The organism is Natronorubrum amylolyticum (assembly GCF_052040145.1).
GTDB lineage: Archaea > Halobacteriota > Halobacteria > Halobacteriales > Natrialbaceae > Natronorubrum.
The window spans coordinates 755,250-780,910 of record NZ_JBPPFW010000002.1 but is presented as its reverse complement, the minus strand read 5'-3'; the positions used below and the strand labels follow the sequence as shown (position 1 = coordinate 780,910).

At 63.8% G+C, this 25,661-nt stretch carries 27 protein-coding genes; 15 read left to right on the top strand and 12 right to left on the bottom strand.

From position 1 onward, the window contains the following. Positions 1-18: 18 nt before the first annotated feature. The 3 genes from ACSFDB_RS10055 to ACSFDB_RS10045 form a co-directional block, all read right to left on the bottom strand. Positions 19-1,536 carry a WD40/YVTN/BNR-like repeat-containing protein gene (locus tag ACSFDB_RS10055; RefSeq protein ID WP_440770855.1) on the bottom strand — a complete coding sequence of 506 codons (1,518 nt, stop codon included), beginning with the start codon at positions 1,534-1,536 and terminating at the stop codon, positions 19-21. Positions 1,537-1,662: 126 nt separating this feature from the next. Continuing rightward, on the bottom strand, positions 1,663-1,953 hold the full coding sequence (locus ACSFDB_RS10050; protein WP_440770854.1) for an Hsp20/alpha crystallin family protein: 291 nt from the start codon (positions 1,951-1,953) through the stop codon (positions 1,663-1,665). Between the two features lie 80 nt (positions 1,954-2,033). Next, the gene (locus ACSFDB_RS10045) at positions 2,034-3,545 is read right to left on the bottom strand and encodes a sulfatase family protein (RefSeq protein ID WP_440770853.1); all 1,512 of its coding nucleotides are present in this window, start codon (positions 3,543-3,545) and stop codon (positions 2,034-2,036) included. 165 nt (positions 3,546-3,710) lie between these two features. Here ACSFDB_RS10045 and ACSFDB_RS10040 point away from each other — a divergent pair, with 165 nt between their 5' ends. Further along, positions 3,711-5,090, top strand: coding sequence for a sulfatase family protein (locus tag ACSFDB_RS10040; protein WP_440770852.1), 1,380 nt, complete (start codon positions 3,711-3,713; stop codon positions 5,088-5,090). Positions 5,091-5,210: 120 nt separating this feature from the next. Continuing rightward, positions 5,211-6,170: a PfkB family carbohydrate kinase gene (locus ACSFDB_RS10035; protein WP_440770851.1), complete on the top strand. Its 960-nt coding sequence runs from the start codon at positions 5,211-5,213 to the stop codon at positions 6,168-6,170. Positions 6,171-6,207: 37 nt separating this feature from the next. On the opposite strand, the gene ACSFDB_RS10030 is transcribed toward ACSFDB_RS10035, so the two are convergent. Both ACSFDB_RS10030 and ACSFDB_RS10025 read right to left on the bottom strand, forming a co-directional pair. Then, positions 6,208-7,179, bottom strand: a complete 972-nt coding sequence (locus ACSFDB_RS10030) for a nucleoside hydrolase (RefSeq protein ID WP_440770850.1) — start codon at positions 7,177-7,179, stop codon at positions 6,208-6,210. A 64-nt stretch (positions 7,180-7,243) separates the two neighbouring features. Beyond that, positions 7,244-8,557, bottom strand: a complete 1,314-nt coding sequence (locus tag ACSFDB_RS10025) for a hypothetical protein (protein ID WP_440770849.1) — start codon at positions 8,555-8,557, stop codon at positions 7,244-7,246. 117 nt (positions 8,558-8,674) lie between these two features. Between ACSFDB_RS10025 and truA the strand changes: the two genes are divergently transcribed. The 3 genes from truA to ACSFDB_RS10010 all read left to right on the top strand — a co-directional run bounded on the left by truA (position 8,675) and on the right by ACSFDB_RS10010 (position 10,222). Then, positions 8,675-9,538 (top strand): tRNA pseudouridine(38-40) synthase TruA, encoded by an 864-nt coding sequence (gene truA / locus ACSFDB_RS10020; RefSeq protein WP_440770848.1) that lies wholly within the window; start codon positions 8,675-8,677, stop codon positions 9,536-9,538. A 65-nt stretch (positions 9,539-9,603) separates the two neighbouring features. Continuing rightward, positions 9,604-9,846, top strand: coding sequence for a hypothetical protein (locus tag ACSFDB_RS10015; RefSeq protein WP_440770847.1), 243 nt, complete (start codon positions 9,604-9,606; stop codon positions 9,844-9,846). A 61-nt stretch (positions 9,847-9,907) separates the two neighbouring features. Next, entirely contained in the window at positions 9,908-10,222 is a 315-nt protein-coding gene (locus ACSFDB_RS10010; RefSeq protein ID WP_090310863.1) for a NifU family protein, read from the top strand. A gap of 18 nt (positions 10,223-10,240) precedes the next feature. Here ACSFDB_RS10010 and ACSFDB_RS10005 read toward each other — a convergent pair whose 3' ends face one another. Next, positions 10,241-11,671, bottom strand: coding sequence for a M28 family peptidase (locus ACSFDB_RS10005; protein WP_440770846.1), 1,431 nt, complete (start codon positions 11,669-11,671; stop codon positions 10,241-10,243). 196 nt (positions 11,672-11,867) lie between these two features. Between ACSFDB_RS10005 and pepF the strand changes: the two genes are divergently transcribed. Beyond that, the gene (pepF, locus tag ACSFDB_RS10000; protein WP_440770845.1) at positions 11,868-13,679 is read left to right on the top strand and encodes an oligoendopeptidase F; all 1,812 of its coding nucleotides are present in this window, start codon (positions 11,868-11,870) and stop codon (positions 13,677-13,679) included. Positions 13,680-14,004: 325 nt separating this feature from the next. After that, on the top strand, positions 14,005-14,868 hold the full coding sequence (locus ACSFDB_RS09995) for a hypothetical protein (RefSeq protein WP_440770844.1): 864 nt from the start codon (positions 14,005-14,007) through the stop codon (positions 14,866-14,868). A gap of 119 nt (positions 14,869-14,987) precedes the next feature. Here the strand turns inward: ACSFDB_RS09995 and ACSFDB_RS09990 are convergent, their stop codons facing one another. Continuing rightward, positions 14,988-15,776 (bottom strand): hypothetical protein, encoded by a 789-nt coding sequence (locus ACSFDB_RS09990; protein WP_440770843.1) that lies wholly within the window; start codon positions 15,774-15,776, stop codon positions 14,988-14,990. Between the two features lie 68 nt (positions 15,777-15,844). On the opposite strand from ACSFDB_RS09990, the gene ACSFDB_RS21050 reads away from it, so the two are divergent. The 7 genes from ACSFDB_RS21050 (at position 15,845) to ACSFDB_RS09965 (ending at position 20,670) form a co-directional block, all read left to right on the top strand. Further along, on the top strand, positions 15,845-16,102 hold the full coding sequence (locus ACSFDB_RS21050; RefSeq protein ID WP_502260889.1) for a DUF8054 domain-containing protein: 258 nt from the start codon (positions 15,845-15,847) through the stop codon (positions 16,100-16,102). A 101-nt stretch (positions 16,103-16,203) separates the two neighbouring features. Further along, a complete protein-coding gene (locus ACSFDB_RS21045; protein ID WP_502260888.1) occupies positions 16,204-16,884 on the top strand; it encodes a DUF8054 domain-containing protein in 681 nt (226 codons plus the stop codon). After that, positions 16,817-18,049, top strand: a complete 1,233-nt coding sequence (pan2, locus tag ACSFDB_RS09985; RefSeq protein WP_440770842.1) for a proteasome-activating nucleotidase Pan2 — start codon at positions 16,817-16,819, stop codon at positions 18,047-18,049. The genes ACSFDB_RS21045 and pan2 overlap by 68 nt, the downstream gene beginning before the upstream one ends. Positions 18,050-18,119: 70 nt before the next feature. Then, on the top strand, positions 18,120-18,344 hold the full coding sequence (locus ACSFDB_RS09980) for a hypothetical protein (RefSeq protein ID WP_440770841.1): 225 nt from the start codon (positions 18,120-18,122) through the stop codon (positions 18,342-18,344). Positions 18,345-18,437: 93 nt separating this feature from the next. Further along, a complete protein-coding gene (locus ACSFDB_RS09975; protein WP_440770840.1) occupies positions 18,438-18,917 on the top strand; it encodes a pyruvoyl-dependent arginine decarboxylase in 480 nt (159 codons plus the stop codon). Between the two features lie 71 nt (positions 18,918-18,988). Continuing rightward, on the top strand, positions 18,989-20,176 hold the full coding sequence (locus ACSFDB_RS09970) for an outer membrane protein assembly factor BamB family protein (protein ID WP_440770839.1): 1,188 nt from the start codon (positions 18,989-18,991) through the stop codon (positions 20,174-20,176). 95 nt (positions 20,177-20,271) lie between these two features. Continuing rightward, positions 20,272-20,670, top strand: a complete 399-nt coding sequence (locus ACSFDB_RS09965) for a DUF5811 family protein (RefSeq protein ID WP_440770838.1) — start codon at positions 20,272-20,274, stop codon at positions 20,668-20,670. A 437-nt stretch (positions 20,671-21,107) separates the two neighbouring features. Here ACSFDB_RS09965 and ACSFDB_RS09960 read toward each other — a convergent pair whose 3' ends face one another. From ACSFDB_RS09960 to ACSFDB_RS09950, 3 genes are all read right to left on the bottom strand, one after another. Continuing rightward, a complete protein-coding gene (locus ACSFDB_RS09960) occupies positions 21,108-21,500 on the bottom strand; it encodes a DUF6276 family protein (protein WP_440770837.1) in 393 nt (130 codons plus the stop codon). Between the two features lie 19 nt (positions 21,501-21,519). Beyond that, positions 21,520-22,266: a V-type ATP synthase subunit D gene (locus tag ACSFDB_RS09955; RefSeq protein ID WP_440770836.1), complete on the bottom strand. Its 747-nt coding sequence runs from the start codon at positions 22,264-22,266 to the stop codon at positions 21,520-21,522. Positions 22,267-22,352: 86 nt separating this feature from the next. Then, positions 22,353-22,556 (bottom strand): zinc ribbon domain-containing protein, encoded by a 204-nt coding sequence (locus tag ACSFDB_RS09950; RefSeq protein ID WP_440770835.1) that lies wholly within the window; start codon positions 22,554-22,556, stop codon positions 22,353-22,355. A gap of 67 nt (positions 22,557-22,623) precedes the next feature. Here ACSFDB_RS09950 and ACSFDB_RS09945 point away from each other — a divergent pair, with 67 nt between their 5' ends. Beyond that, a complete protein-coding gene (locus ACSFDB_RS09945; protein WP_440770834.1) occupies positions 22,624-22,890 on the top strand; it encodes a DUF8143 family protein in 267 nt (88 codons plus the stop codon). Here the strand turns inward: ACSFDB_RS09945 and ACSFDB_RS09940 are convergent, their stop codons facing one another. Together ACSFDB_RS09940 and ACSFDB_RS09935 are read right to left on the bottom strand one after the other, a co-directional pair. Further along, complete coding sequence (locus ACSFDB_RS09940) at positions 22,891-24,504, bottom strand: long-chain-fatty-acid--CoA ligase (RefSeq protein ID WP_440770833.1); 1,614 nt, start codon at positions 24,502-24,504, stop codon at positions 22,891-22,893. A 142-nt stretch (positions 24,505-24,646) separates the two neighbouring features. Continuing rightward, positions 24,647-25,603 (bottom strand): DUF7382 domain-containing protein, encoded by a 957-nt coding sequence (locus ACSFDB_RS09935; protein WP_440770832.1) that lies wholly within the window; start codon positions 25,601-25,603, stop codon positions 24,647-24,649. Positions 25,604-25,661: the final 58 nt, after the last annotated feature.

The window sequence follows — 25,661 nt, the reverse complement described above, 5'->3', positions numbered from 1 at the left end:
CGGTGGTCGCGGCGCTCGTCAGCTTCGCTCGAGCAGCGCCCCGCTCTCGCCGACCGCGACCCCTCGATCGCCGTCGATCGAGACGCTCAGCAGCGGGCCGGACGCGTCGACGTCGAACCGCTCCCAGTCGCCGGTCGGTCCGTCGCGTTCGGACACCGCACCGTCGGTGCAGACCGCGACGCGTTCGTCGTGGCGGGTGATTCCCGACAGTGCCTGATCGGCGACGCGCTCGGGCGTCCACGTCGGGCCGTCGTAGCGGTGGACGACGCCGTCGTCCGCGGCCACCAGGCACTCGCCCTCCCCAGTCGTCGCGACGTCGGTGAGCGTTCCGTCGGCTCCCTCGAGTCCCACCCGCTCGAACGACTCGCCGCCGTCGGTGGTCTCGAAGACACCGTCGTTGGTGTCACAGCAGTAGCCGACGCCGTTTTCGAGCAGGGCGACGCCACTCAGACTCGAGCCGCTGCCGGGTTTCTCGGGGCCGGTCCACTCGAGGGCGTCGTCGCGGTATCGCCCGCGGAGGACGGCTCCGGAGCCGTTGATCAAGAGGACCGTCTCGTCGCCGCTCTCGCCGGCGACGGCGACGCCCAGCCAGTTGTCCGTGATGTCCTCTGGGGCCGTGTAGTCCACGTGGCGGCCGGTTTCGGCGTCGATTCTGCCGAGCGAGCCGCTGTCGCCCGCGACCCAGACCGCGCCGCCGTCGCTCGTCGCGTCGACCCCCCGGAGATCGTTGGCGCCGGCGGCGGGGCCGTCCTCGAGGAGGACGCGCCATCCGTTCTCGTCGCCGTTTCCACCGTTTTCGTCGCTCTCTCCATCTGCGAGGACCGTGCCGCCGTCGCCGACCGCGTAGCCGCCGCTGCTCGAGACGACCGCGTCCCGCAGCGTCGAATCCGTGGGAGCGTCGACGGCGTGCCACTCGGGCTGGGTTTCCGTCGACTCGTCGGTTCGGTCGCCATTGCGATCATCACTCCTCGTTGCTTCGTCGTCTTCGTTTTGCGCCGGTTCGGTGGCTTCACCGTCCGCAGTTTCGGCGTGCTCGAGCATCGTCCCACCGCCCCTCTCGTCGTCCGTCCCTGTCGTGGAGCGCCGCTCGGCTGCTGCGTTCGATTCCCTTCCGGATGTCCCGTTCGGCGAGGCGTCTGCAGCGGCGCCCGGCGCGTTCGCTGCGGACGTGTTCGTCGTCGCCGTTTCCTCGGCGGGCGCTCGAGCGCCGGCGGGCTCCGACTCGCCCGACTGGCCGCTCTCGGCGGGCGTCCCGTTCTCACGTTCGACGCCGCTCGAGGGGCCGCTCCCGTCGCTCGAGCCCGCGGCCGACGTCGGCTCCTCGCGCGGACGCGCCCGTCCGCGACGGAGGTAGAGCACGATCGGTGGGACGAGATAGGATGCGATCGCGAGCGCGGCGAACCAGTTGTGGACGATGGTCAGCGTCCCGAACGCGGTCAACCCGGCCGTCGCGACGGCGTGAATCCACGTCTTCGTGTAGTTGCGAAAGAACCGAACGAAGCCGTTCGCGTCGGCGGATGCGTTGTGTGTGGTCATCGGGTGGCGTAATGGCTCTCTCGAGTAGTCGAATTCGAGACGGAAGACGAAACTCGTGGCTCGAGTGTATCGGATCCCCGGGCAAAAATTCGTTGCAGGCACACCCACTCGGCCGAACGGGCCGCGTCAGCGCCTGAGTCGTCGTTCCGTCCCGACGGTGACGGTGAGCACGCCGTTGTTGTAGACGGCCTCGCGGTCGTCGGTGAACTCCTCCAGGCGGACCGGCGGGGAGACGGCCCGCTCGAAGGTGGTGTCTTCGTGTTCGATTCGGAGGTAAATGCGCCTCGAACTCGCGGTGACCGTAATGTCGTCAATGGAGGCCGGAAGTGCGTCGACGACGACGGTCAGCCGACCGGCGGATCGGTCGTGGACCGCTCGAGTCGGAAATTGCGTTGTCGTGTGCGCGGCGGAGGACATGAGGCCACGTATCGACGGCAGACGGAAGTCGATCCGCGTGCACAGATATCGGTTTGATAGGTGGCCGTTCCCGCGGTCGCTCAGAGGTAGCCCAGATCCGCCAGCCGCTCTTTGGTTCCCTCGCGCATCTCCACTGCACCCGTCGTGTCGGCGTCCTCGAGCGGCTCGAACTGCTCCTCGAGCCGTCGCTGGAGCGTTCGGACCTGTTCGGGCTCCTCGGCTGCGATATCGTCGCGCTCGTTCGGATCGGCTGCGACGTCGTGGAGGCGCTCGAAGCCGTCGTCGCCGCGGACGTACTTGTACTCCCGCGTCCGAACCGCGCGAAGCCGGCGGTCGTACTCGCGGACGCGGTCCGGAATGTCGCCGAAACGGGCCTCGAGGCGTTCGATCGAAGGCTGCGGGGCGACGTACTCGGCGAAGACGGCGTCCCGCGGCGGCGCCGTCGAATCGGGGTGGAGCGAGCGACTCGAGCCCTGCTCGAGCAGTTCGGGGTCGTCGATGCCTGCGGTCTCGAGCAGCGTGGCTGGGAGGTCGAGCAACTGAACGAGGTCGTCGCGTTCGCCGCCGTCGGTGAACGGGCCGCCGTGGAACACGAGCGGGACGTTGATCAGGGTGTCGTAGAGGTTGTACTGGTGGCCGAAGAAGCCGTGTTCGCCGATGTGCTCGCCGTGGTCGCCACAGACGACGAAGAGGGTGTCCTCCCACTCGCCGCTCTCCTCGAGTGCGGTTCGCAGTTCGCCGAGCTGGTCGTCGACGTAGGCGAGTTCGGCCCGGTAAAGTCCGCGAAGGAGTGCGAAGTCGCGGTCGGTGAGTTCGTAGTCCTCGCAGTCGAACGCGCGAGGGTCCTGTCTGATCGCGGCCGCCTCCTCGTAGCTCGCGCCCTCGGGGAGGAATCGTTCGGCGTACTCCCGCGGCGGGTCGTACTCGACGTGGGGTTCGATGAAATTACAGAACAGGAAGAACGGATCGTCGGCGTCCCGCTCGGCGAGCCAGTTCGCGACCCAGGTCGTCGACCGGTCGGAGCCGTCGTCGCCGGCCGGCTGGAGCAGTTCGCTGTAGAGGATGTTCGCGGCGTTGACCACCGGATTCCCGTCGAAGAGTCGATTTCGGGTCGCGTCGAGTTTCTCGCGGAGATCCTCGCCGCGGACGACGGCCCCCATGTCCGCGTCGGACTGGATGTACTGCCAGCCCTTTCGGAGTTCGTCGAAGCCACGATCGAAGCCGAACTCTTCGGTGATCCAGGTGTTGTTCGAGACGCCGATGGTCTCGTAGCCCGAGTCGGCGAAGGACTCGGCGAGGGTGCGCAACCCCTCGTCGAGATAGGTGTGACCGCCGTGGGTCCCGTGTTCGGAGGAGTAGGTGCCCGTGAACATCGACGCGTGAGAGGGAAGCGTCCAGGGTGCCGTTGCGAACGCGTTGGTGAAGGAGGTTCCCTCGTTCGCGAGTCGGTTCAGCGTCGGGCTCGTCTTCGGCCCGCTGCTTTTCGCTCGAGCGGTGTCGAGAACGACCAGAACGACGTTCCGCACGGTGGAATGTGACTCCGAGTCACGCTCGTTACTCGAGGCCGCGTCGGATTCAGTAGCGTCCGCCATGGTTGGTACAGTTCCGCCCCTCGGAGGGAAGGCCAGCGCCCCGGAGTATGCAGGTGGTTCAGGATATTGGAATGTGTCCATACCCTCGATATTCGCCCTCGAGAACCGATCTCGTGGCTGTTGCAGTCCGAACGCTTACTCGGCTCGTTCCCATACACCACGGCCATGGTCTCACCCAACATCGTTCTCGTTCACTGCCACGATCTGGGGACGTACGCGGGCTGTTACGGTGCGGCCGTCGACACGCCGAACATCGATGCCCTCGCTGACGACGGCATCCGGTTCGATCGCCACTTCGTGACGGCTCCGCAGTGTTCGCCCAGCCGATCGAGTCTGCAGACCGGGCGTCACCCTCACCAGAACGGGATGCTCGGGCTGGCGCACGGAAACTGGGAGCTCGGTCCCGACGAGCGACTGCTCCCCGAACTGCTGGCCGAGGCCGGCTACGAGACTCACCTTTTCGGTCTCCAGCATCTCACTGAGTATCCGGATCGGCTCGGCTACGATCAGATCCACAGCGACGAGCCGTTGACGGCAGACGCTCCGCCCTCGGTCCACGAGACGGCCCGTGCGCGAGACGTCGCCGACGACGTCGCCGAGATGCTCGAGACGGGCGACCACGACGACCCCTTCTTCGCCTCCGTCGGCTTCTTCGAACTCCACCGAGTCGAGGAGAACGGCGGCTTCGGTTTCGAGGGCGAGCGCTACGAGACGCCCGATCCCGACGACGTCGAACCGCTCGAGTTCCTCCCCGACCGACCCGGAATCCGGTCGGATATCGTCGAGATGCAGGGGATGCTCGGCGCGATCGACGACGGCGTCGGGACGATCCTCGAGAGCATCGACGAGGCGGGCCTCGCCGAGGACACCCTCCTCGTCTTCACGACTGAACACGGGCTGGCGATGCCGCGCGCGAAGGGGACCTGCTTCGACGCCGGCATCGAGGGCGTCCTCCTGATGCGCCAGCCCGGCGTCCTCGAGTCCGGCCGGGTCGTCGACGACCTCGTGAGCAACGTCGACGTCTTCGCGACGCTGCTCGAGGTCGCGGGGGCGTCGGTGGCCGATCCGGACCGGCTCGCCGGCCGGAGTTTCGCGCCGCTACTACGCGACGGCGAATCCGCGTACGAGTCGCGCAACCGGCTCTTCGCCGGGATGACCTGGCACGATCGGTACAACCCAATTCGGGCGATCCGCACGGAGCGCTGGAAGTACATTCGGAACTTCTGGCACCTACCCGCAGTCTACATGACGACAGATATCTACGCCAGCGACGCCGGACGAGAGGTCCAAGAGGAGTACTACGGCGAGCAGCGAGCGTACGAGGAACTGTACGATCTGGAGGCCGACCCGCTCGAGCAGGAGAACCTCGCGGACGACGAACCCGACGACCCGGCCGTCGAGGCCGTTCGCGACCGGCTCCGCGACGAGTTACTCGAGTGGATGGTCGAGACCGACGATCCGCTGCTCGAGGGACCGGTCCTCCCCAACGACTGGGAGACGGTCCATCCGCGACGCGAAGACGACCGGGAGGCGACGCGGAACTGACGCGGACGGGCCACGGCCTGGGCCGGCGCTCGAGGTACTCGCAAACCGGTCGACGACCGGGACAGCCGAGCGTCGGCCGACGACCGGATTAATACCCTCGCGATCGAAGCCACGACACGAATGACCGACGTCGTGAGTCTGGGCAGCGCCAACGTCGACCGGACCCGGTATCTGCCGACCGACCGAATCCGCGACCTCGAGACACGATACGACTGGTTTCCGGCGGCCGGCGAGACCGTTCGGATCGACGGCAGCCCCGACCTGCCGACCCTCGAGGCCGAACGCTACGAGAACGTCGTCGGCGGTAAGGGTGCGAATCAGGCGGTCGCGGCGGCCCGCGCCGGCGCCGAGGCCGCGTTCTTCGGCTGCGTCGGGTCCGACGAGGCCGAGTTCGGCGTGCTCGAGACGCTCGCCGACCGCGGCGTCGACGTCGATCACGTGGCGGCCGTCGCCGATCGCGAGACGGGCAAAGCGTACGTGTTCGTCGACGACGACGGCGAGTCGTGGATCGCGATCGTCGGCGGGGCGAACGACGCGGTCGACGGAGCGTACGTCGACCGCCACGTCGAGCGGGTTCGGACGGCGGACGCACTCCTCCTGCAGAACGAGATTCCCGTCGTCGCGATGGATCGGCTGCTCGAGCGCCTCGAGGGCAAGCCCACCCGTCCGACGGTGGTCTTCAACCCGGCTCCGGCCGAGAGGGCCGGCCCGCTCTGTTCGCGTTCGGCCGTCGATATCGTCGTGGTCAACGAAACCGAGCACGCGGCGCTCGAGGAGGAACTCGCGGCGTTCGACGGGACGGTCGTCCGAACGCAGGGTGCCGACGATGTCGTCGCGACCGGTGCCGTCGAATATCAGGTCACGCCGCCCGTCGTCGAACCGGTCGACACGACCGGTGCGGGCGACGCCTTCTGTGGCTACCTCGCAGCGCTGGTGGGTGCGGGAGCAGAGCTCGAGCGAGCGCTCGAGGCTGCGACCGTCGCCGGCTCGCTGGCGACCGAGACCGAAGGCGTCCAGCACGCGATTCCAGACCGCGAGATGGTCGAGACGGTCCTCGAAAGTAGGGCCAGGAACGGTTGACCGTCACCATCGGCGTAACCGACGGCGCCCCGTTCTCTCACGCGACGGAGTCTTCGCTCGCTTTTGCCTCGGGTCCGTCGAGAGATCGCTCGAGCGACTCGCTCACGATCTCCCGAAACCGCTCGTAGTCGGCCTCGAGGGCGACCGAGCCGTTCGGCTGCTCACCCTTCACGTCGTTCCTATCGCAGACCAACGCCCCGCGAGCGATGTCGGAATCGATTCCGACCTCCATCGGATAGCGCTCGGTCTCCAGTACACTGCCATCGACGATGGCCGCAATCACGAGCGCGTCGTGAATCGCGGCCGACTCGATCCCGTACTGCTCGAGTTGCTCGTCGCCGTAGTAGGTGAGCCACTCGCGGACGGCCCGTCCCAGCGAGTCGTCTCGCGGGAGCGACTCGATTTCCGCCGGCGGAACCGCGGCGTCGGCCGTGACGTCGAGGCCGACGAGCGTGGGCGAACAGTCCCGCACGATCCGATGGGCAGCGTGGGGATCGGTGTGGAAGTTGGCCTCGGCCAGCGGCGTCACGTTGCCCGAACTGAACGCGGCCCCGCCCATGATGACGAGTTCGTCGAGCAGGTCGGGCAGGTCGGGTTCCATCGCGTGCGCGAGGGCCACGTTCGTTAGCGGCCCGATCGCGGCGAGCGTCAACTCGCCTGCGTGCGCTCGAGCCTGCTCGACGATGAACTGCGCGGCGTGGACGTCGACGGGCCGGCTCGCAGCCGTCGGCGTCGGTAGTTCGCCCCGGATGCCGCCCTCGCCGTGGATGTGCTCGGCCGTCCGGAGCGGGACGGTCAGCGGTCGATCGGCACCCTTCGCGATGGACACGTCCGTGCGACCGACGAGTTCGAGGATCGACCTGGCGTTCTCGGTCGTCTCCGAAACCGGCGCGTTGCCGTGGACGGTGGTCAGTCCGACGACCTCGAGGTCGGCGCGCTCGAGGGCGGTTAGAATAGCCACGGCGTCGTCACAGCCGGGGTCCGTATCGATCAGCACGGGGCGACTCATACGCGAACCGTCGGGTCCCGTCCGTCATAAATCGCCGGGTGTTCGCGTCTGTTGGTCTCGCTGGTCACTCGAGTGTGTCTTCGGCACCCGTGAGCAGGCCGATCGCGTCCGGCGTCCGTTCGACCATCCCCTTCCCGAGCAGGTAGCGAGCGTAGCCGTTGGCTCGGCTCCATTCTCGGTCCTCGTCGTCATCGCGACTGCGCCGTTCTATCCCCGAGTCGCCGGCCGAAACCCGCCCCCGAGCCTCCGCGAGGAAGTATTCGGTCGATGGACCTGGGGACGAGGCGAGCGCGTCCTCGAGCAGATCAACGGCGTCTCGCTTGGCAGCGTCGATCGACGCCGCGTCGAGTTCAGCCGCCTCGCCGTCCTCGAGGCGGTCGCGTTCCGCGCGCGCCGTCTCGAACAGGAGCCACGTCTTCGCGAGTTCGACGGTGCCGTACACCTCGAAGCCGCGGTCGACGTACCGGACGCCGGTCCCGCTGCGGTTTGATCGCGAGTAGAGCGCGTCGTGAACGGAGCGGCGCTCCCCGTCGAACTCGTCGATCCGGTCGAACCATCGCGCTCGATCGTCGCGCAGGTCGTCGACGCGCTCACGGAGGACCCGCTGACTCTCGGCGATCGTCTCGTGGACCGAGTCGCCGCCGCCGTCGCGCTCGCGAAGCGCCTCGCGGTACGCCGACGCCTCGGCGAGTCGAAGCTCGCTTCGCCGAACGCCGGCGTAGCTGTCGGCGATCTCCTCGGCGTCGTCCGGTTGCTTCCAGTGTTCGACGTCGTCGTCCGCACGCCACCGCAGCGCCTGACCCGCCTGGTTGAGACAGTACTCGATCCGGTGTCCGTACGCGAGGAACGTCTCCGGGTCGCCGGTCTCGTAGGAGAATCGATCGGTCGCTGCGTCCACCTCGTCGAGTAACACCGTCGCCTTTTCGCTCGGATCGCGATCGAAGTCGGCGTTCTTCGCTTGCGCGTACGCGAACCCGGCGGCGGCCCTCGAGAGGCGGTATCCTGCGGCCTCGACGGTGTCGATGACCGGCGGCTCCGTCGGGAGGTCGTCAGCGAACTCGGCCGCTCGCTCGAGGTCGATGCGGTATCTTCGGTGCCGAGACACGGACTGTCGATCGCTCGGTTCGTCCAGTCGATTCCACGCCTCGAGACCGTCAGTCGCGTAACTGGCGATCTCCTCCGCGGTCGTCCGAAGGTGCGCGTCGGTCGTCTCGACCGCGGTCTCGACCTCGGGAACCGATCGTCGTCGCGCTCGCGCGTAGACGACTCGGTCGGGAAGCACGCCGATGACGCTCGAGCACCCGGCGAGAAGGGAGACGCTGACGCCGGTCGTGCCGGCCAAGAACCGGCGTCTGGAGGCACCCGGGCGGTGTTTCATATGGGCCATAGATAACAAATAGGTGAAAACATTTCGGTTCGAACTATTTCCGCCAGAGAGAATCACGCGATCACTCGAGCGATCAGTATAACACGCTGGCGCGGTTCGGTCGAACCGATGCCGACGCGCGCCTTCCGGGTCGCCTACGACGGCACCGGCTACTACGGCTTTCAGCGCCAGCCCGACGTTCCCACCGTGGAGGACGCGATATTCGACGCCCTGCGCGGCCTCGACGTCCTCGAGCCGGACGCCGACAAACCCGACGGCTACGCGGCGGCGGGCCGGACCGACGCTGGGGTCTCCGCGCTCGCTCAGACGGTGGCGCTCGAGGTTCCGGAGTGGCTCACGCCGCGGGCGTTCAACGCCGAACTCCCCGCCGATATTCGGGCGTGGGCGGCCGCCAACGCCGCCGACGACTTTCACGCGACCCACGATGCGGCCAGTCGGACGTACACGTACCACCTGTACGCGCCGCCGAATCTAGCCGACGCCGGCGACACGGCCGGAATCGCGGACGAACACGAACGGGCCGTCGACGACGCCCGGTTCCGCGCCGCCTGCGAGGCGCTCTCGGGGAGTCACGATTTCCACAACCTCACGCCGGACGACCACAACACCGAGCGCGCGCCGACGCTCGAGGCCGTCCGAACCGGCGACTATCTCACCGTGACGGTCACCGCGAGCGGCTTCGCCCGCGAACTCGTCCGGCGGCTCGTCTCGCTGGCCCGCGACGTCGGTACCGGAGCAGAACCGCTGGCGAAGATCGACCGGACGTTCGGTTCCGACCCACTGCCGGGCCACGAGGGAATCGCGCCCGCACCCCCCGAACCGCTCGTGCTGGCCGCGGTCGACTACCCCGACCTCGAGTTCGCGGTCGACGACGATGCGGCCGCAAGCGCTCGAGCGATCTTCGAGCGGCGACGGATCGACCGCCGGACGGGTTCGCGCGTGGCCGGCCAGATCGCCGACGGTGTCCGATGAGTCGACGGCTGACGGCGCCCAGTTCGTTGACGAGCCTTTTTGTGCCAAGGCAGACACCTCGGAACATGGAACTCTCACCGGAGGAGTACGGCGCGTACTGGCGCGCGTCGCTCCACGTCGCGGCGGGCATCGTGCTCGTCTATCTGGGCTACCAGGTCGCCTCGCCGCTGCTCGCTTACTCCAACGTCGGCGCGGTCGGCATCGGAATCTTCCTGTTCGTCGCGCTCGTCGTCGCCGGCTGCTTCATCGCGATGCTCGGCGTCGCTCGGACCGTTCGGACCGCCGTCGACGCCGAGATGCGGGGATGAGACGAGTCGATCGACTCGAGCGGTGAACAGAGATTTATCCATCCGGATCCTCGAGTCGGGCATGAGCGAGTCCGTCCAGTCCCCCGAAGACGAGGTTCGAGAAGCGGTGTCGCTGTTCCTCCAGCGAAACTTCCCCCAGATTCAGGCCCACGGCGGCGACTCCTCGATCACCGACGTCGATCTCGAGGAGGGCCACGTCGAGATCAACCTGAGCGGGGCCTGCAGCGGCTGTGGCGTCAGTCCGATGACGACGCAGGCGATCCAGCGACGGCTCCCGAGCGAGATCGATGCGATCGACTACGTCTCGGTGACCACCGGCTTCGACGGGCTGAGTGAGGGGACGTCTCGGGACATTTCGGACGACGTGCCGTTCTGAATGACTCGGCCAGCCCGGTCACTCCCACCTGTCCGGCCAGACCTCCGCGGCCCGCATCCCCGGCTCGTACTCCTGTTCTCGCAGTTGTTCGCGTAACTCGCTGGTCTCGACTCGCGGCACGTCCGTTCGCGTCAGCTCGCGAACCAACAGCGCCGTCAGCATGGCGTGCTCGCGGAGGTTCCGCGGATCGACCTTGTCTCGCGTGTCCGCGCTCGTGTGCCCCCAGCCGCGGCCCCGTTCGGCGCCTTCCGGCGGCTCGCTGTGCAGTTGGAGCGCGGGCACTCCCGCCCGCAGGAACGGCCAGTGATCGCTGAACGGGTGCGGATCCGACTCGTTGACGACCGGTTGGCCCGCCGCGTCCGTCACCGCCTCGGCCAGTTCAGCGATCGGCTCGGAGCCGTGGGAGTACGCCGTCAGGTTCCGAAACCGGCCCGCGCCGTCGACGTTGAGGACTGCGTGGATCGACTCGAGGTCGAGTTCGTCGGCCATCGCCTCGGCACCCAGCAATCCGATCTCCTCGCAGCCGACGCCGGCGATCCGAACCCGACAGTCGAGGTCGTCCTCGATCGCCGACAGAACCGACGTCGCGGCGGCGACGGTCGAGATACCGCAGCCGTTGTCCAGCGCGCCCTCGGTGATGTCGTGGGCGTCGTAGTGGGCGACGACGAGGACCTCCTCGTCCGTGTCGGGGCCGAGCGTCCCGTGTACGTTCTGACTCGAGCCGTCCTGGGTCGAGGCGTCGACGCGAAGCCGCCCTCGAGCCCCGCGCTCGGCGTACTCCGTGAGCCAGTCGTGGGTCTCGGCGCTGACGCCGACGCCGGGGACCGCGGCCTCGCTGTCGAACTTCAGCGCCCCCGTCGGCGGCAACTGGCCGGGGACGTGATTCGCGAAGACGAAGGCCTTCGCGCCCGCCGCGACCGCGTGGCCGAACTTCTCCATCCGGTGGACGAACCGCTGGCCTGACGGCGTCGTGGTGCTCGCGACGGCGATCGCTCCCTGGAGATCGACGTCCTCGAGTTCGGACGGCGTCCCGTAGCCGACGTCGACCAGCGGTCCCTCGACGTCGCCCGCCGGGGCGTACGGGAGTGCGATCGCCTCGAACGAGCGGTCGACGCCCGTGGATCCCGACTCGGGGCTGTCACGCTGCGGGTCCGAGTCGGTTCCCGAGCCCCCGCTCCCGCCGGTCGTCGTTTCGCTTCCGAGCACGGCGAACTCGGTTGAGCCTCGCTCCCAGTACTGCATCGAAAACTCCTGGAACTCGACGTCCTCGAGTCCGGCGTCGGTCAGCTCCTCGCGAACGATCTCTGCAGCGCGGCGTTCGCCCGGCGACCCCCCCATCCGGTGAGGGAGTTCGGTCAATCGCGTCAGCAGTTCCCAGCCCCGATCGTCGCTCCAGGCACGACCGAGCGCGCGCTCGAGTCGCTCGTCGATGATTGCCTCGTCGTCCATAGCCGGCTATTCGTGCTCGAGCGGCATATTTTGCTGGTCGAATTCGGCCGAGGTTGGTCGCGCGAGGCGGAGACCGCTCGACAACCGTCTCGGCGACCAAACCGACCGCTCGACGATGTCCCGACGGTTCTGTCGTGTGCGGTGTGACCGATCCCCCTTCGATACCCTTTACCACCTACGTTCCGAAACGCGTGCTATGAGTTCCGTTCCCGAACGCTCCGAGGTCGACGAGGACTATACCTGGGATCTCGAGAGCATCTACGCGTCCGACGACGACTGGGAGAGCGCCTACGAGACGGTCGCCGAGCGCGTCGACGAACTCGCCGCCTACGACGGACAGGTTACCGACGACGCCGACACGCTCCTCGAGACGCTCGAGTTGCGCGACGAGATCATGCGCGAGGTGTCGATGGTCGCCTCCTACGCCCGAATGCGTCGCGACGAGGACACGACGAATCAGCAGTATCAGGCCCTGACGGCGCGGGCGCAGTCGCTCGCCTCCGACGCCCACTCCGCGGCCTCGTTCATCGATCCCGAACTGCAGGAGCTGACGCGCGAGGCGTTCGACGAGATGGTCGACGCGGAACCAGCCCTCGAGACGTACGACCACTACGTCGACGACGTCCTGCGAATGAAACCGCACACGCGCTCGGCCGAAGTCGAGGAGTTGCTCGCCGAACTGGGCGAAGTCACGGGAGCGACGGGCGAAGTGTACAACATGCTCGCGAACGCGGACATGTCGTTTCCAACCGTGGAGGACGCCGACGGAGAGGCCGTCGAAATCACCCAGAGCAACTTCGTCAACCTGCTCAAACGCCCGAATCGTGACTTCCGCCGGACGGTCCACGAGGAGTACTACGACGAGTGGGAAACCCTCCGAAACACGGTCGCCTCGGCCTACAAGAACAGCGTCAAGGCCGACGTCAAGACGGCCCGGGCGCGCAACTACGAGACGGCCCGTGAGGCCGCTCTCGACGGTCCCAACGTTCCCGTCGACGTCTACGACACGCTCGTCGACAGCGTCCACGAGAACATCGACAAGCTTCACCACCACGCCGAACTCAAGCGACAGGCCCTCGAGGTCGAGGAGCTCCAGATGTGGGACGTCTACATGCCCCTGACCGGCGACGAGGGTCCCGACGTCGAGTACGATCAAGCCGCGGAGTGGGTCGTCGAATCCCTCGCGCCGCTGGGTGAAGAATACCAGTCCCGCGTCGCCGAGGGCCTCGACTCGCGCTGGGTCGACGTCTACGAGAACGAGGGCAAGCAGTCCGGCGCCTACTCGGGCGGCACGTACGACACCCAGCCGTTCATCCTGATGAACTACCAGGACGATATCTCCTCGATGTACACGCTGGCCCACGAACTCGGCCACTCGATGCACTCCGAACTGACGAAAGACGAACAGCCGTTTGTCTACTCGAACTACGAAATTTTCGTGGCCGAGGTCGCCAGTACGGTCAACGAGGCCCTGCTGACGAACCACTTGCTCGAGACCGTCGACGACCCCGAGTTCCGCAAGCACGTCTTAAACGAATTCCTCGAACGCGTGCGCTCGACGCTCTACCGCCAGACGCTCTTCGCGGAGTTCGAGCACGAGGCCCACCGCTTAGAGGAAGAGGGCGAACCGCTCACCGCGGATCGACTGGACGACCTCTACCGCGGGCTCAAGGAGGACTACTACGAGCCCGCGGTCGTCGACGACCGCATCGCCCGCGAGTGGATGCGCATCCCCCACTTCTACCGCGCGTTCTACGTCTACCAGTACGCGACCGGGATTTCGGCCGCGCTGGCAATCGTCGACGACGTCCTCCCGAACGGCGCTGGCGGCGAACCGAACCGCGACGCCGCCGAGGATTACCTCGAGTTCCTCCAACGGGGCTCCCGGGAGTACCCGCTCGAACTCCTCCGGATCGCCGGCGTCGACATGAGCAGTTCGGAGCCGATCGATCGGGCACTCGAGAGCTACGGCCAGCGACTCGAGGAGATGGACGCGCTGCTTGAATAAACCGACACACTTTATTCACCGTAGCTGTGTCAGACGACGGATTTAACCATCCAAGACAGGGTTCGTTTGGGCCGCTTGTTGTACTCTTCCATTCGAAACAATGATTTGGTCGTAATTCCGACGAGTCCTCGCCGCAGGCGATGGTGGATTTTTCAATACGGACTCTAGCATTCCACTGATGGAAGTAATATTCATCAACCGCGATAAATGAGGTCCATTATTGGATAGTAAAACGGTAAGGGGGACTTCATTGAATCAATAAAACCATAAAGCTTTTACAAGTCTGCAATATTATTCTAAATGCACGAGAGACAAAGAAGAGAGAATGAAGAGGAGAAGCATATTAGCAGCAACCGGCGGTCTTGCCCTAACCGGCATTGGCTCTGTCAAGGCATCCCGAAGTAATAACCAAAGCAACGATCTTAATGACAATGCGAACGATCAATCCGAGTACGAGGGTTCGATCAGCATTGACGAGGATGAACCGGGAGAGAAGGAGGATTGGGAAGAGATGGTGACTAATCGACTAGAGGGTCGTCCAGAGTATTCCGATACCGATGATGTGACTAGCCAGACCGTTGCAGGGTCTGATCCCGACCTTGAGAATCTGGAATACGAGGATCACTGGAAAAGTGAGACTGAACCTACCAGGAGTTGTACTCCCGGAAGCGATTTTGAAGGTGAAACTGAGCATGTGCTCACAGCTTTCAAAGTTGTCGACCCAGATACAAGCGAGCACGTAACTGATTCCAACGGGGATTATCGATACGTGATTGAACTTTGGTCGCAGCTTGAGGAAGAAAGTAATACTAGCTGGAATTGTCCGACAGTATACTGGTCCGAATTGGATTGGGAACTCAATTCCAACAGCAATAACACAACCTTTCATGGACGTGATCCGTCTTCCAAAGAAACGATCGATGACGAGCGCATCACCGTTAGTTATTCGTATTCGGCCGGCGGCGTATCGTACGGCTCAGAAGACGTAGTCAGAGTTGACGATGGGGTATTTGGTGCGGATTCTTGGACCCCCGGTCCAGGCGGCAAATACGAAGTCTCTTGGGAGGGCGAAGAAGACCTAGTCGATATTATCGCCTTTGCGGATATCGCTACGTCCTGCAAAATTAACTTTGACGGCGGATGTGGTACTGGTCTGGAGTGGGGATGGAGTCTTTCTACGGGGCCATAAAAATAAGCAACTTATCCACACTCCATAATTTTCGGTTGGTTATAGTCAATCAAATATGGTGCAGATTGGTAGCTCGTCCAATCCATCATTCCGAGAGCGGAAAGCTCAAATTCACATTATTAATGTGGGTCGGCAATCTCGAATTGTTCGCCGTCGAATCGGAACGAAACGGTGTATGCTGCAGTTCCACCGGAAGCGTGAGCAATCGCGATTTGAGCGTTTTGATCGGATCCATCCCATTTGTCGGCATTAGAGTCATCGGAAATCGCAAACGGTGCATTTATTGTCTCGAACGGCGCTGATTCGCCCGGTGACACTACGAGATCCGTTCTAGACGTGGGTTCGGCGCGATTCCCTCGAATACCGACGACATTCGGGTCGATATCAGGATGTTCTGGATCGAACGCGTCGCGTTGCGGGTTGATCGTTGGGTTCGGAACATCACCGTACATGCCCACGAACTGGACGAGAAGCGAAGCGTCGCCCAGATTTTTAATAGTAAACTGAGCAGCACCATCACTCAAAATACTGATATCCCTTACCGCACCATGGACTGGCTCCCAAACTGACTGCTCCACCCAATTATCCTCTACCTTAGCTTTGACGCGGAGTGGAGGCCGCCGAGAAAGATGCGTCTCCAATCTGTCTGGAAAAGCGATAGGAAAACTAGCAATATTTGATAGATTTTCGACGATTTCATACTCTTTTTCTCGATCGAAGAGGACTGCTTTTTGAATGTCTACCTCGTTTTGGAATTCGACGATCAACTCTGTTCCTTCGTAGGTATAGTCCTTGAATACCTCCTCTGGTTCAGATCGACTATTGGTAGTCGAAAGCAATTGTGCACATCCAGCGGTCACCAAAGCACACCCACTTGCGACTCCTTGGAGAAACAGGCGACGATCCATACTTAGAGTAGCTTTCTGGGGATGCATAATTGTTGTGCTCGAGAAGATGATTTATAGTACTAGCGGGTATGTACAATTCACAACCTCGCTATCATAGCCGCTCTCGGTTCGATAGTCGCACGCAAATCAAAACTTGTCGCGGTGATCACCGCGTCAGAGTCTCGGCGGTGCTGATCTACCTACATGGCTATCTTATACCCGGGACACCCACGTTGACGAAACGCTGTCTTCCACCATCGGTGCTCCGACTGTTCGAAAAGAGCCGAAGACGGCGATCCAGACTGAGTTCCGTTCGGTCAACATGCAGAGCTCGACCGCGACTGTGACTGATGTCTGGCAGCCAACGAGTCCCCATCCATCAACCCATCGACGACAGATGACCACCAGAGCGAAATCGAACAGACAGTAGACGAGGAGATAGGACTGATTGAGCCCGAGACGTATTTCACTGAGACCGGCGTCCTTGGACCCGTGTACGGATGTTGACGATCTCTGTCTGATCAAGGCGTTCGAGAACACATGGTTCGGGGCGATCGACACAATTGATGAGGACGATGCGACCGCCGACGAATCCGCTGCAGACGTGCCTTCGAGATCGAACGCTACGACGGCGCACGGGTACTCAAGTGCGACGGATCGTCGCCGGCAAGTGGCTGTCGCAGGCCGCTCGCGACGACGAGTGGTAGCCGTCCCTCTCGAAACGAAAAGACAGCTTCTCAACAGTCTCTGGCTGTTCCTCGGGACGTGCCCGACGAGCGACTCTTCGAGCATTCCGTGGACGGTATCGAGGCGTAACTACCCGCAACGCGCTCGCCTACTCGTCCCAAGTCCCGTTCTCGTCGGACGTCACCGGTCAATGGGTGACTGGGCCGAAGTCGACGAACTGTTACGATCAGGGGCCTGCGGGCGCAAGATTGCGAAATGTATGGTGCCAATGTCGCATGCCAGCAACTGCACGACCGATCAGGATCGGTCCTCGAGAAATCCAACCGGGACCCAAAGGCACATTTATCATCGGGGACTTACCAGCGTACGTCAGGATGTCTCGAAGCCCGTCTATCCCAGACCGACCTCACCGCGATATCGATCCAGATCTCCCCGACGATGAGCGGCTCGAGGCGCTCCGCGGGCACTTTGCGGATCTCGCGGAGGTAAACGAACAGCTCTCCGAACAGCTCGAGGAGGCCGAACAGCGTCGCCAAGACCTGCGCGAGCGCGTCGAGCGCGTCGAGCGCGAAAACGAGACGCTCAAGAGCTCCTCGCTGTACATCGCCACCGTCGAGGACGTCCTCGAGAACGACGAAGTGATCGTCAAACAGCACGGCAACAACCAGGAGGTGCTCACGGACGTCTCCCCGCGCATCGTCGAGGAGGTCGATCCCGGCGACCGCGTCGCGGTCAACGACTCCTTTGCGATTCAGACGGTGCTCAACGCCGAGACCGACGCGCGCGCCCAGTCGATGGAGATCACGGAGAAGCCGGAAGTCACCTACGCCGACATCGGCGGGATCGACGAGCAGGTTCGCGAGGTTCGCGAGGCCGTCGAACAGCCGCTCGCCGAACCCGAACTGTTCCACGAGGTCGGCATCGAGCCCCCGAGCGGCGTCCTCCTCTACGGGCCGCCGGGCACGGGCAAGACGATGCTCGCGAAAGCCGTCGCCAACGAGACCGACGCCACCTTCATCAAGATGGCCGGCTCGGAACTCGTCCGCAAATTTATCGGCGAGGGCTCCCGACTCGTCCGGGACCTCTTCGAGATGGCCCGCGAGCGCGAACCGGCAATTATCTTTATCGACGAAATCGACGCCATCGCCACGACTCGTACGGAGTCGAAGACCTCCGGCGACGCCGAGGTCCAGCGAACGATGATGCAACTGCTCTCCGAGATGGACGGCTTCGAGGCTCGCGGCGAGATCCGTATCATCGCCGCGACCAATCGCTTCGACATGCTCGACCGCGCCATTCTCCGTCCCGGCCGGTTCGACCGCCTCATTGAGGTGCCCGAGGCCGACCGCGACGGCCGCGAGCAGATCCTCGAGATCCACACCCGGAACATGAACGTCGCGGACGGGGTCGACTTCGCCGACTTAGCCGACGACACCGACGGCTACTCCGGCGCCGAGATCGAGAGCCTCACCACCGAAGCCGGCATGTTCGCGATCCGCAACGACCGCGAGCAGGTAAACCACCAGGACTTCGTCGAGGCGCTGGAGAAGATCGAGAAGGACGACTCGAGCGAGGTCATCTCCTCGGCGGGCTACTTCTACCAGTAAGCGGTTTCTTCCCCGATTCGCTTCGATCGACTTATTATATGTGTGACACTACCGATGCGTACAGCGACGTATGAGCCTCGAATCCGTGTTTCGTCGGTACCGACAGGTCGAGCAGTGGCTCGAGGCCCACCCGTTCGTTCACAGTCTCGTTCTCGCGTGTTCCATCGGTTCGAGTTGGGCCGTCAGCTCGATCCTGATCGCCGGTCAGTCGCCCCCGGAGGCGGCTCGGTACGGGCTCGCCGCCGGAATAGCCGCGTTCGTCGTCGCGACGACCGTCGCGCTCGTTCGCCGGTAGATTTCGGCGAGGAGAGTCGCGAGACGACGCGCCGTTCGGCGGGTCCGGCCTCGGAATCGCAACGCCTTACGCCCTCGGTCTCCGAACGCGAGTATGAGCACGATTCGAGTCGTCTGGGGGACCGCCTCCGGTCCCACGGCGATGTCGTCCTACGACGCCGCGCTCGCGGACGCCGGCGTCGAGAACTACAACCTCGTCTCGGTCTCCTCCGTGATTCCGGCGGATACCGACGTCGAAGCCGTCGGTACGGCCCCCGATCTCGGACCCGTCGGCGAACGGCTGACCGTCGTCGAGGCTCGAGCCACCGTCGCCGGCCCCGGCCGAGCCAGCGCGGCGCTCGCGTGGTCCCAGTCGGTCGACGACGGACCGGGGCTGTTCTACGAGACGGCGGGCGAGACCGACCGCGCGGACGTCGAACGACGCGTTCGCGAGGGGCTGGACGCGGGCCAGGAGCTTCGAGACTGGGAGTTCACCGAACCGCGCGTCGCCGTCGAGAGCACGCGGGCCGACTCTGGCACGCACACGACGGCGCTCGTCCTCGCCGTCTACGGCGAGAGCGAGCCGATCTGTTGAGCCGATAGGTGAACCACTCGGACCGGCGCGTCACTCACGATATTTTTAGCGGAAGGGGTTGGAATTGTCATATGATCGGGCGAACGTCGCGTCGCGGACTCATCGCCTCCATCGGTGCAGTCGGCATCGCGGGCTGTACGCTCACGAGCGACGGCGATTCCCTTTCCCTTCCCGACGAGGACCGCTCGGGATCACTCGACGCCGTCGATCACGAGCGGCGAATGGGGCGTGTCGATCGACGGAACTCGGGGCACGTAGCGACGGAGAGCAGCGCAGAGCCGGTCGATCTCGTCTGGTCGCACTCAGATATCGGCGTCTACACGGAACCGGTATTCACGGAAGAGCGGTTGTTCTACGTCGATCGCGAGCGGGAACTCGTCGCGCTGAATCTTCGAACCGGCGCGGAACTGTGGTCGGTACCCGACGGGAACGCGTTCTATCCCATCGCGGTCGACGAGCAGCACGTGTACAATCACGCGATCGCTACTGAGGCGCCGTTCGTCGCCCGCGACAGCGAAACCGGTGAGAGACGGTGGGCCGCCGATATCGGTGCCCTGACCGCACCGAAGCTGTACGACGAGTCGGTGTACGTCGCCGAAACCCGCACGGGGAGAATCGTCCGATTCGACGCGGAATCCGGCGACGACCGCTGGGAGTACGAACTCGCGGGATCGACCGCCCAGCTCGCCGTCAGCGACGCCGGCGTTTCCGGTATTTCGGGGGGATCCGCCGAGTTCGTCGACCACGGTGGCAACGGTCTCTGGGAACGGGTCCTCGAGCGAGGGCCAGTTGCACACGCCCAGTACGCGGACCTCGTTCTGATTTCGACCCGCGGCGGGACGCTCGTCGCGCTGGATCGAGCCACCGGCGACGAGCGCTGGCAGTACGACACGGAGAGCGAGGCGATCGTCTCCACTCCGACCACCGTCAACGACCGCGTTCACGTCCTCGACCGCGACGGCGTCGTCCACGCGGTCACCGTGGGTGGCGATGCCGTCTGGACGTGGGACACCGATACGGGCAGTGACAGCTGGAACGGCGAGGTTTTCAACTACGAGATCAACGCGACGGATAACTGGCTCTACGTGCTCGGATTCGACGAGCACGTCCACGTTCTCGATGCCGATACGGAGTCCGTCGACGCCGAATCCCGCTGGGATGTCGGAACCGTCACGTCGCCACCCGCCGTTGCCGGCGACGTCGCCTTTCTCCAGAGCGGCGGGAACTCGATCCGTGCATACGAACTGGGAGACGGGTGATCGGGAGTTGGCGAAGCCGTGTGTGTCCCTGTTCGGATTGTCCGAAGGCGAATCCTTTTGACCCGGCAGCGCATTGTGACCGGCACACACATCTTATGAACGGAAATACGCCGTACGCAGGGCTGCCGGGAGAAACGGGTGCTGGTCAGCGTGCCGCGGCGGACGTTCCGAACCTCTCGAGGGATCAAAAACGACTGCTTCACCGCGACGTCTCGCGAATCGCCGCCCGCACTCGCGAGTTCCTTCCCAGCGAGTACGTCGTCGACTCCGACGTCTCGAGCGGGATGACCGGTCCACAGGTCACCGTTGCCGTCCGGCCGCCGGTGGGTCACGCGGTCAGCGCCGGATTTACCCCGGACCTCGAGGACGTCGCAGCCGGCGAGGAAGTCATCACCGCCGACGAGCGCAGCGAGGTGGCTCGGGGGCTGGCCGCCAGCGCGGCGCTACAGGTGAAACAGGCGGTCAGCAACAACGTAACGCCGACCGGGAAGTAGTCGCGGTTCTGTTGCGTTTCGAGTGCGTTCACCGGACACGCTCACTGTACGGTGTAACTGAACGAGAGCAGGACGATACCGAGTGTTCTGCTATCGTGGCAACAGGGAATCGCCACGTCCTCCCCAGCCGATTCGCTCACTCCTGGGGTCGTTCGCTCATCCAGCGGAAGACGCAAAGCGTCTTCCAAGCTGCTGAAAAATCGAAGATTTTTCGATCGCGAGACGGCAACGCCGTCTCGACTGACTTCGTTCGCGACCCTCACGAAGACCTCGCACGGTTTCAGCGACTGCTCTCGCTGCCGCTCGAGCAGTCGCAAGCGTGCGCCACCGCACGTTGGATGGTCGAACAGAGGACGGTAACGGCTCTGGCCGTACTGAACGGATACTCCGCGACCATATTTCGGGGACGGGTTCGACGACCGAGCGTAGCGATACAGTCAGTACAACAACTGCTCGAGTTGGTGTCGTCGCCGCTCGAGATCGATCGCCGGTTCGAGTTCGGGGTCGTCGACGAGCCGAGCCAGAACCAACAGCGGGTCCGTTCCGGCGCGTTCGACCGCCTCGAGCAACTCCTCGATTGCCGCTCGATTCGTCGCGAGCGACGAGCACAGCCCCAGCGCGAGTGCGAGCGGAATCGCCGCCTCGCCCGTCGGGAAGGCGTTGCTCACGCGTGTGAAGTCGGGCTCATCGAGCACCTCGTCGGCAGCCGATCCGACGGCGAGACAGCGCGTACAGCACGTCGCGGCCGACGACCGCTCCGGTGCGTGCTCGCGGTACGGTTCGGGAATCGTAAACGCAACCGTCGGGGAATCACAGACTGAACAGGCCATCTGAAAGAGTAGAAGACGATCAGTCGCCGCCCGGAACGCCGCCCGCAGTCGACTGCTCCATGTCTGGTTCGGCCGTGTTCGTGTCCGCTGCTTCGTCCGCCGCTTCTGCCTCTGCTTCGGCCTGGCGCTCTTCTTTCTCCTGCTGTTCTTTCTTCTCCTTGATCTTCTTCAGGCGGAAGGTCTCCTCGCGTTCCTGTTCCTCGAGTTTCTGCTCGATGTACTCCTGGTTGTCGTAGAGGTCTGGTAGGAGTTTGAACTCGAGGGCGTTGACGCGCCGTTTCGTCGTCTCGATTTCGCGGAGCATCTTCTTCATCGCGGTCTCGACCTCGGCGGCGAGGATGATGCTCTCCAGTAAGTCCTCGTAGGCCTCGGCAGCCTCGTCGATGCGGGCGGAGGTGCCCATGATCCCGTAGCCGCGCTGATCGAGGCTCTTCGAGACGCGCGAGGACTCGATCTGTGGGACGACGACGCCCATGATGTTCTTCGATTCGGTGGTGATCTCGGGGTGTTCCTGCAGCGCGGCGGCGGCCCCGCGGACCGCGACGTCGCCCTCCATGGCCCGGGCCATGTTGATCTTCTTCTGGGCGTCCTGGTAGTCCTGTGCGAGGTCTCCGCGGACGTCCTGGGCCTTGTCCAGGATGTCCATGAACTCCATGATCAGCCCGTCCCGTTTCTTCTCGAGCGTCCCGTGCCCCCGCTCGGAGAGTTCGATGCGATCCTCGATCTCCATCAGGTTCTTGCGGGTGGGCTTGACGTCCTTGGCCATCTTGTGGGAGGATTGCGCCCCCAGTCGGATAACTGTTTACAGTTTCCCTGGCCGCTGTGGCCGTGGGACGGCCCTCGAGCGCGAACTCATCCGAGGAAGAGATCGACCATGTTCCCAGACGACTGGCCTCGATACAGTTCGGAGTAGCCGCAGTTGGTACAACTGATCACCATAAATTTCCGATTCTGGATGTCAAAAAACTTCGACAACCCGGTTCCGGTCGTCGAAATCTCGTCGATTTCGGTCTCCGTGTGCTGGCACTTCGGACAGCCGCGGTCGCCGTCTTTCATATCTCCCGATTCATGTCACCCGATAAATTCTTTGTGTCTGGAGTTCGACCGGCAACGTACCAGACTCATGTCCGGCGCATTCGTCCTCTTCGTTCTGCTGTTCTCCCTGCTGATTCCACTCGTACTGTGGCTGGCGATCGCCGACGAGACGTCGAACCCGACGGTCGTCGACCGGACGGAGGCAGAGCGACTCGCCAGAGAACGCGGCGGACGACCTGAATCGCGGTCGAACGCGGACGGTACCACACTCGGAACGGAGGCTGACGATCACGAATCGGAACTCGGGTGGGAAACGCGAACGGAAGACGCTGACCGAGACGACCGGTGTCGATAGCTACCCCTGTCCGACCATGCGGTCTTCGTCCTCCCACTCCTCCTGACGGAGTTCGTACTTCTGGACCTTGCCGGTCGCGGTCGTCGGCAGTTCGTCGACGAACTCGATCTCCCGAACCACCTTGTACCCCGCGAGGTTGTCTCGCGTAAAGTCGACGAGTTCGTCGACAGTTACGCCGGGGTCGTCCGGATCGCCGCTCTCGGGCACGACGAACGCCTTCGGCGTCTCACCCCACTGGTCGCTGGGGGCCGGGATGACCGCCACGTCAGATATTTCGGGGTGGTCGAACAGCGTGTCCTCGAGTTCGATGCTCGAGATGTTCTCGCCGCCGGAGATGATGATGTCCTTCTTGCGGTCCTGGATCGAGACCATCCCGTTCTCGTCGACGGTCGCGAGGTCGCCCATGTGGTAGTAGCCCTCGACGCGATCGGTAAAGGCCTCCTCGGTCTCCTCGGGCTTGTTCCAGTACTTCTCCATGACTTGATTGCCCCTGACGACGATCTCACCGATCGAGGCGTCGTCGCGGGCCACGTCGGTACCGTCCTCGTCGACGACGCGGATTTCCGTGCCGAGGAAGCCGATTCCCTGCCGTTTCTTGATCGCGAACCGATCACCGCTGTCGTCGTCGAACGTCCGTCGAGCGTCGGAGGTCGTAATCAGCGGTCCGGTTTCGGTCGCGCCGTAGACGTGTTTCAGGTACCAGCCGAACTCGTCCTCGACGGTGCGGATGGTTGCCTCCGGCGGCGCTGATCCGGCGGTCGCAATTCGGATGTCGTTCTCGCCCGTCGTTGTGGGGTCGTTTTCGTCGTAGTAGTCACTTAGCATGTTCAGCACCGTCGGCGCACAACACATGTAGGAGATATCCTCCTTTCGGACCGCCTCGAAGATGTCCCCGGCGTCGACACCGCGGGTACAGACGTGTTTCGCGCCCATGCCGGTGATCGCGTAGATGTGGCCCCAACCGTTGACGTGGAACATCGGCAACGTCCAGAGGTAGCTGTCGTCGTCGCGAATCTCCTGGTGGATGCTGATCAGGTACGCGTGGAGCGTCTCCGCGCGATGGGTTCGACAGACGCCTTTCGGGTCGCCAGTAGTCCCAGAGGTGTAGTTGATGGTGATAATCTCGTCTTCGTGCATTTCGGGGCGGTCGTACTCGGTGCCCGCCTCCTCGAGGATATCGTCGAACTTCTCCCATTCACCGTCGACACTTTCAGCATCGTTCGTGATGAACGTCTCCACCGGCACCTCCTCCCGAATTGGCTCGATCTTATCCGCGAAGTCGTAGTCGGCGTAGACGGCGTCGACCTCCGCGTCCTCGAGCATGTAGGAGAAATCGTCCGGCGTCAGCCGGTAGTTCAGCGGCATATGGATCGCCCCGGTCTGCATCGTCCCGTAGGCCGCCTCGAGGTGGTAGTGCGTGTTCGGATCCAGGACGGCGACCCGATCGCCCTTCTCGATGCCGCGTTCCTGTAACGCCGCCGAGAACCGGTCGGCGCGCTCCCCCAGTTCGCCGTAGGTGAACCGTTCATCCGTCGTGGCGACGACCGCTTCGTCGTCGCCGTAGTGCGTCCGTGCCCGGTCAAGAAAGTCCGTTGTGAGCAGTGGCTTGTGCATTAATACCACACGTTCGGTCCTTCACTGACGAGACGTACAGAAGTTTCGGTCGCTCGCAGTTCGGTATCCTCCGGCTCAAGCGCGTGATGAATTCCAGATGCCGGACGGGTCGGAAACGACCTAATCGTCACTGAATTCGAGGTCAGTTTCTGACGACGCGAATCTGCGCGTTCGGATGCTCGTCGACGTAGTTGCTGTCGGACGGCGGAACGATGTCCAGTTCGATCGTCCCCGTATCTTGATCGTCGCGAAGCGACTGCCGACCGTCGAAATTCAACACCGCCTGGTGGTCCTCGAGGTCGTCGTAGGTTCCCTCGAGTTCGTCGGGGACGGTACCCGTCTCGGCGTGGACAACGCCCTCGAGTTGTGCTGATCCGGCGGTAGCGATCACCGTCGCATCCGAGACGTTGTTACCGTCCTCGTCGATGACCGAGACGACGACTTCCGCGGTTTTTCCGGTCGCGCCCGCGTCGATGTGCTGGTCTTTGTCCACAATCTCGACCGTCGTTTGGATCACGGACTCGACGTCCTGACCGGAGACGTCGACGACGCCGGCGTACCACGTCCCCTCGATCTCGATCGCAAGGACGTCCATCAACTCCGATACTACCTCCTCATCGGCCTCGAGGTCGAGTTCGTAGGTGAGCCATTCGCCCGCCGTCACCTCGGTGTCCAGTTCGTCGCGGGCCGCCTCGATCACGTCGTGGTCGTCCGTCGACTCGACACAGTTCGCGTCCGTGAGATCGTAGTCCTCGGCGGCGTCGGCAAACCGATCCTCGAGGTAGTCGACGAAGAACTCCCGGTCGTACTCTCCGAGATACTCGTGAGGGTAGTACTCTCCGGCCCCCTCGAACTCACCCTCGAAGGTCGTCTCGAGGAACCCGGTGCCAGCCTCGCAGGCGGTCGCGTACGTCTCGTCTTCGTCGGCGGGATCGTCGTCACCGTTTTCGGGCCCGCTCCCGGCGTCGGCTGTCGTGTCGTCATCGTCATCATCACTCGATTCGCTACGAAACTCGTCGAGACAGCCGGCGACGCCGACCGTCAGACTGCCAGCCGCCGCTGTGGAGAGCAGCCGTCGCCGCGAAATTCGATCGCCCATACACAATCATGTTGGTTGGAATGAAATAACTATTGTCATTACTTCCAGACCGTCAGCG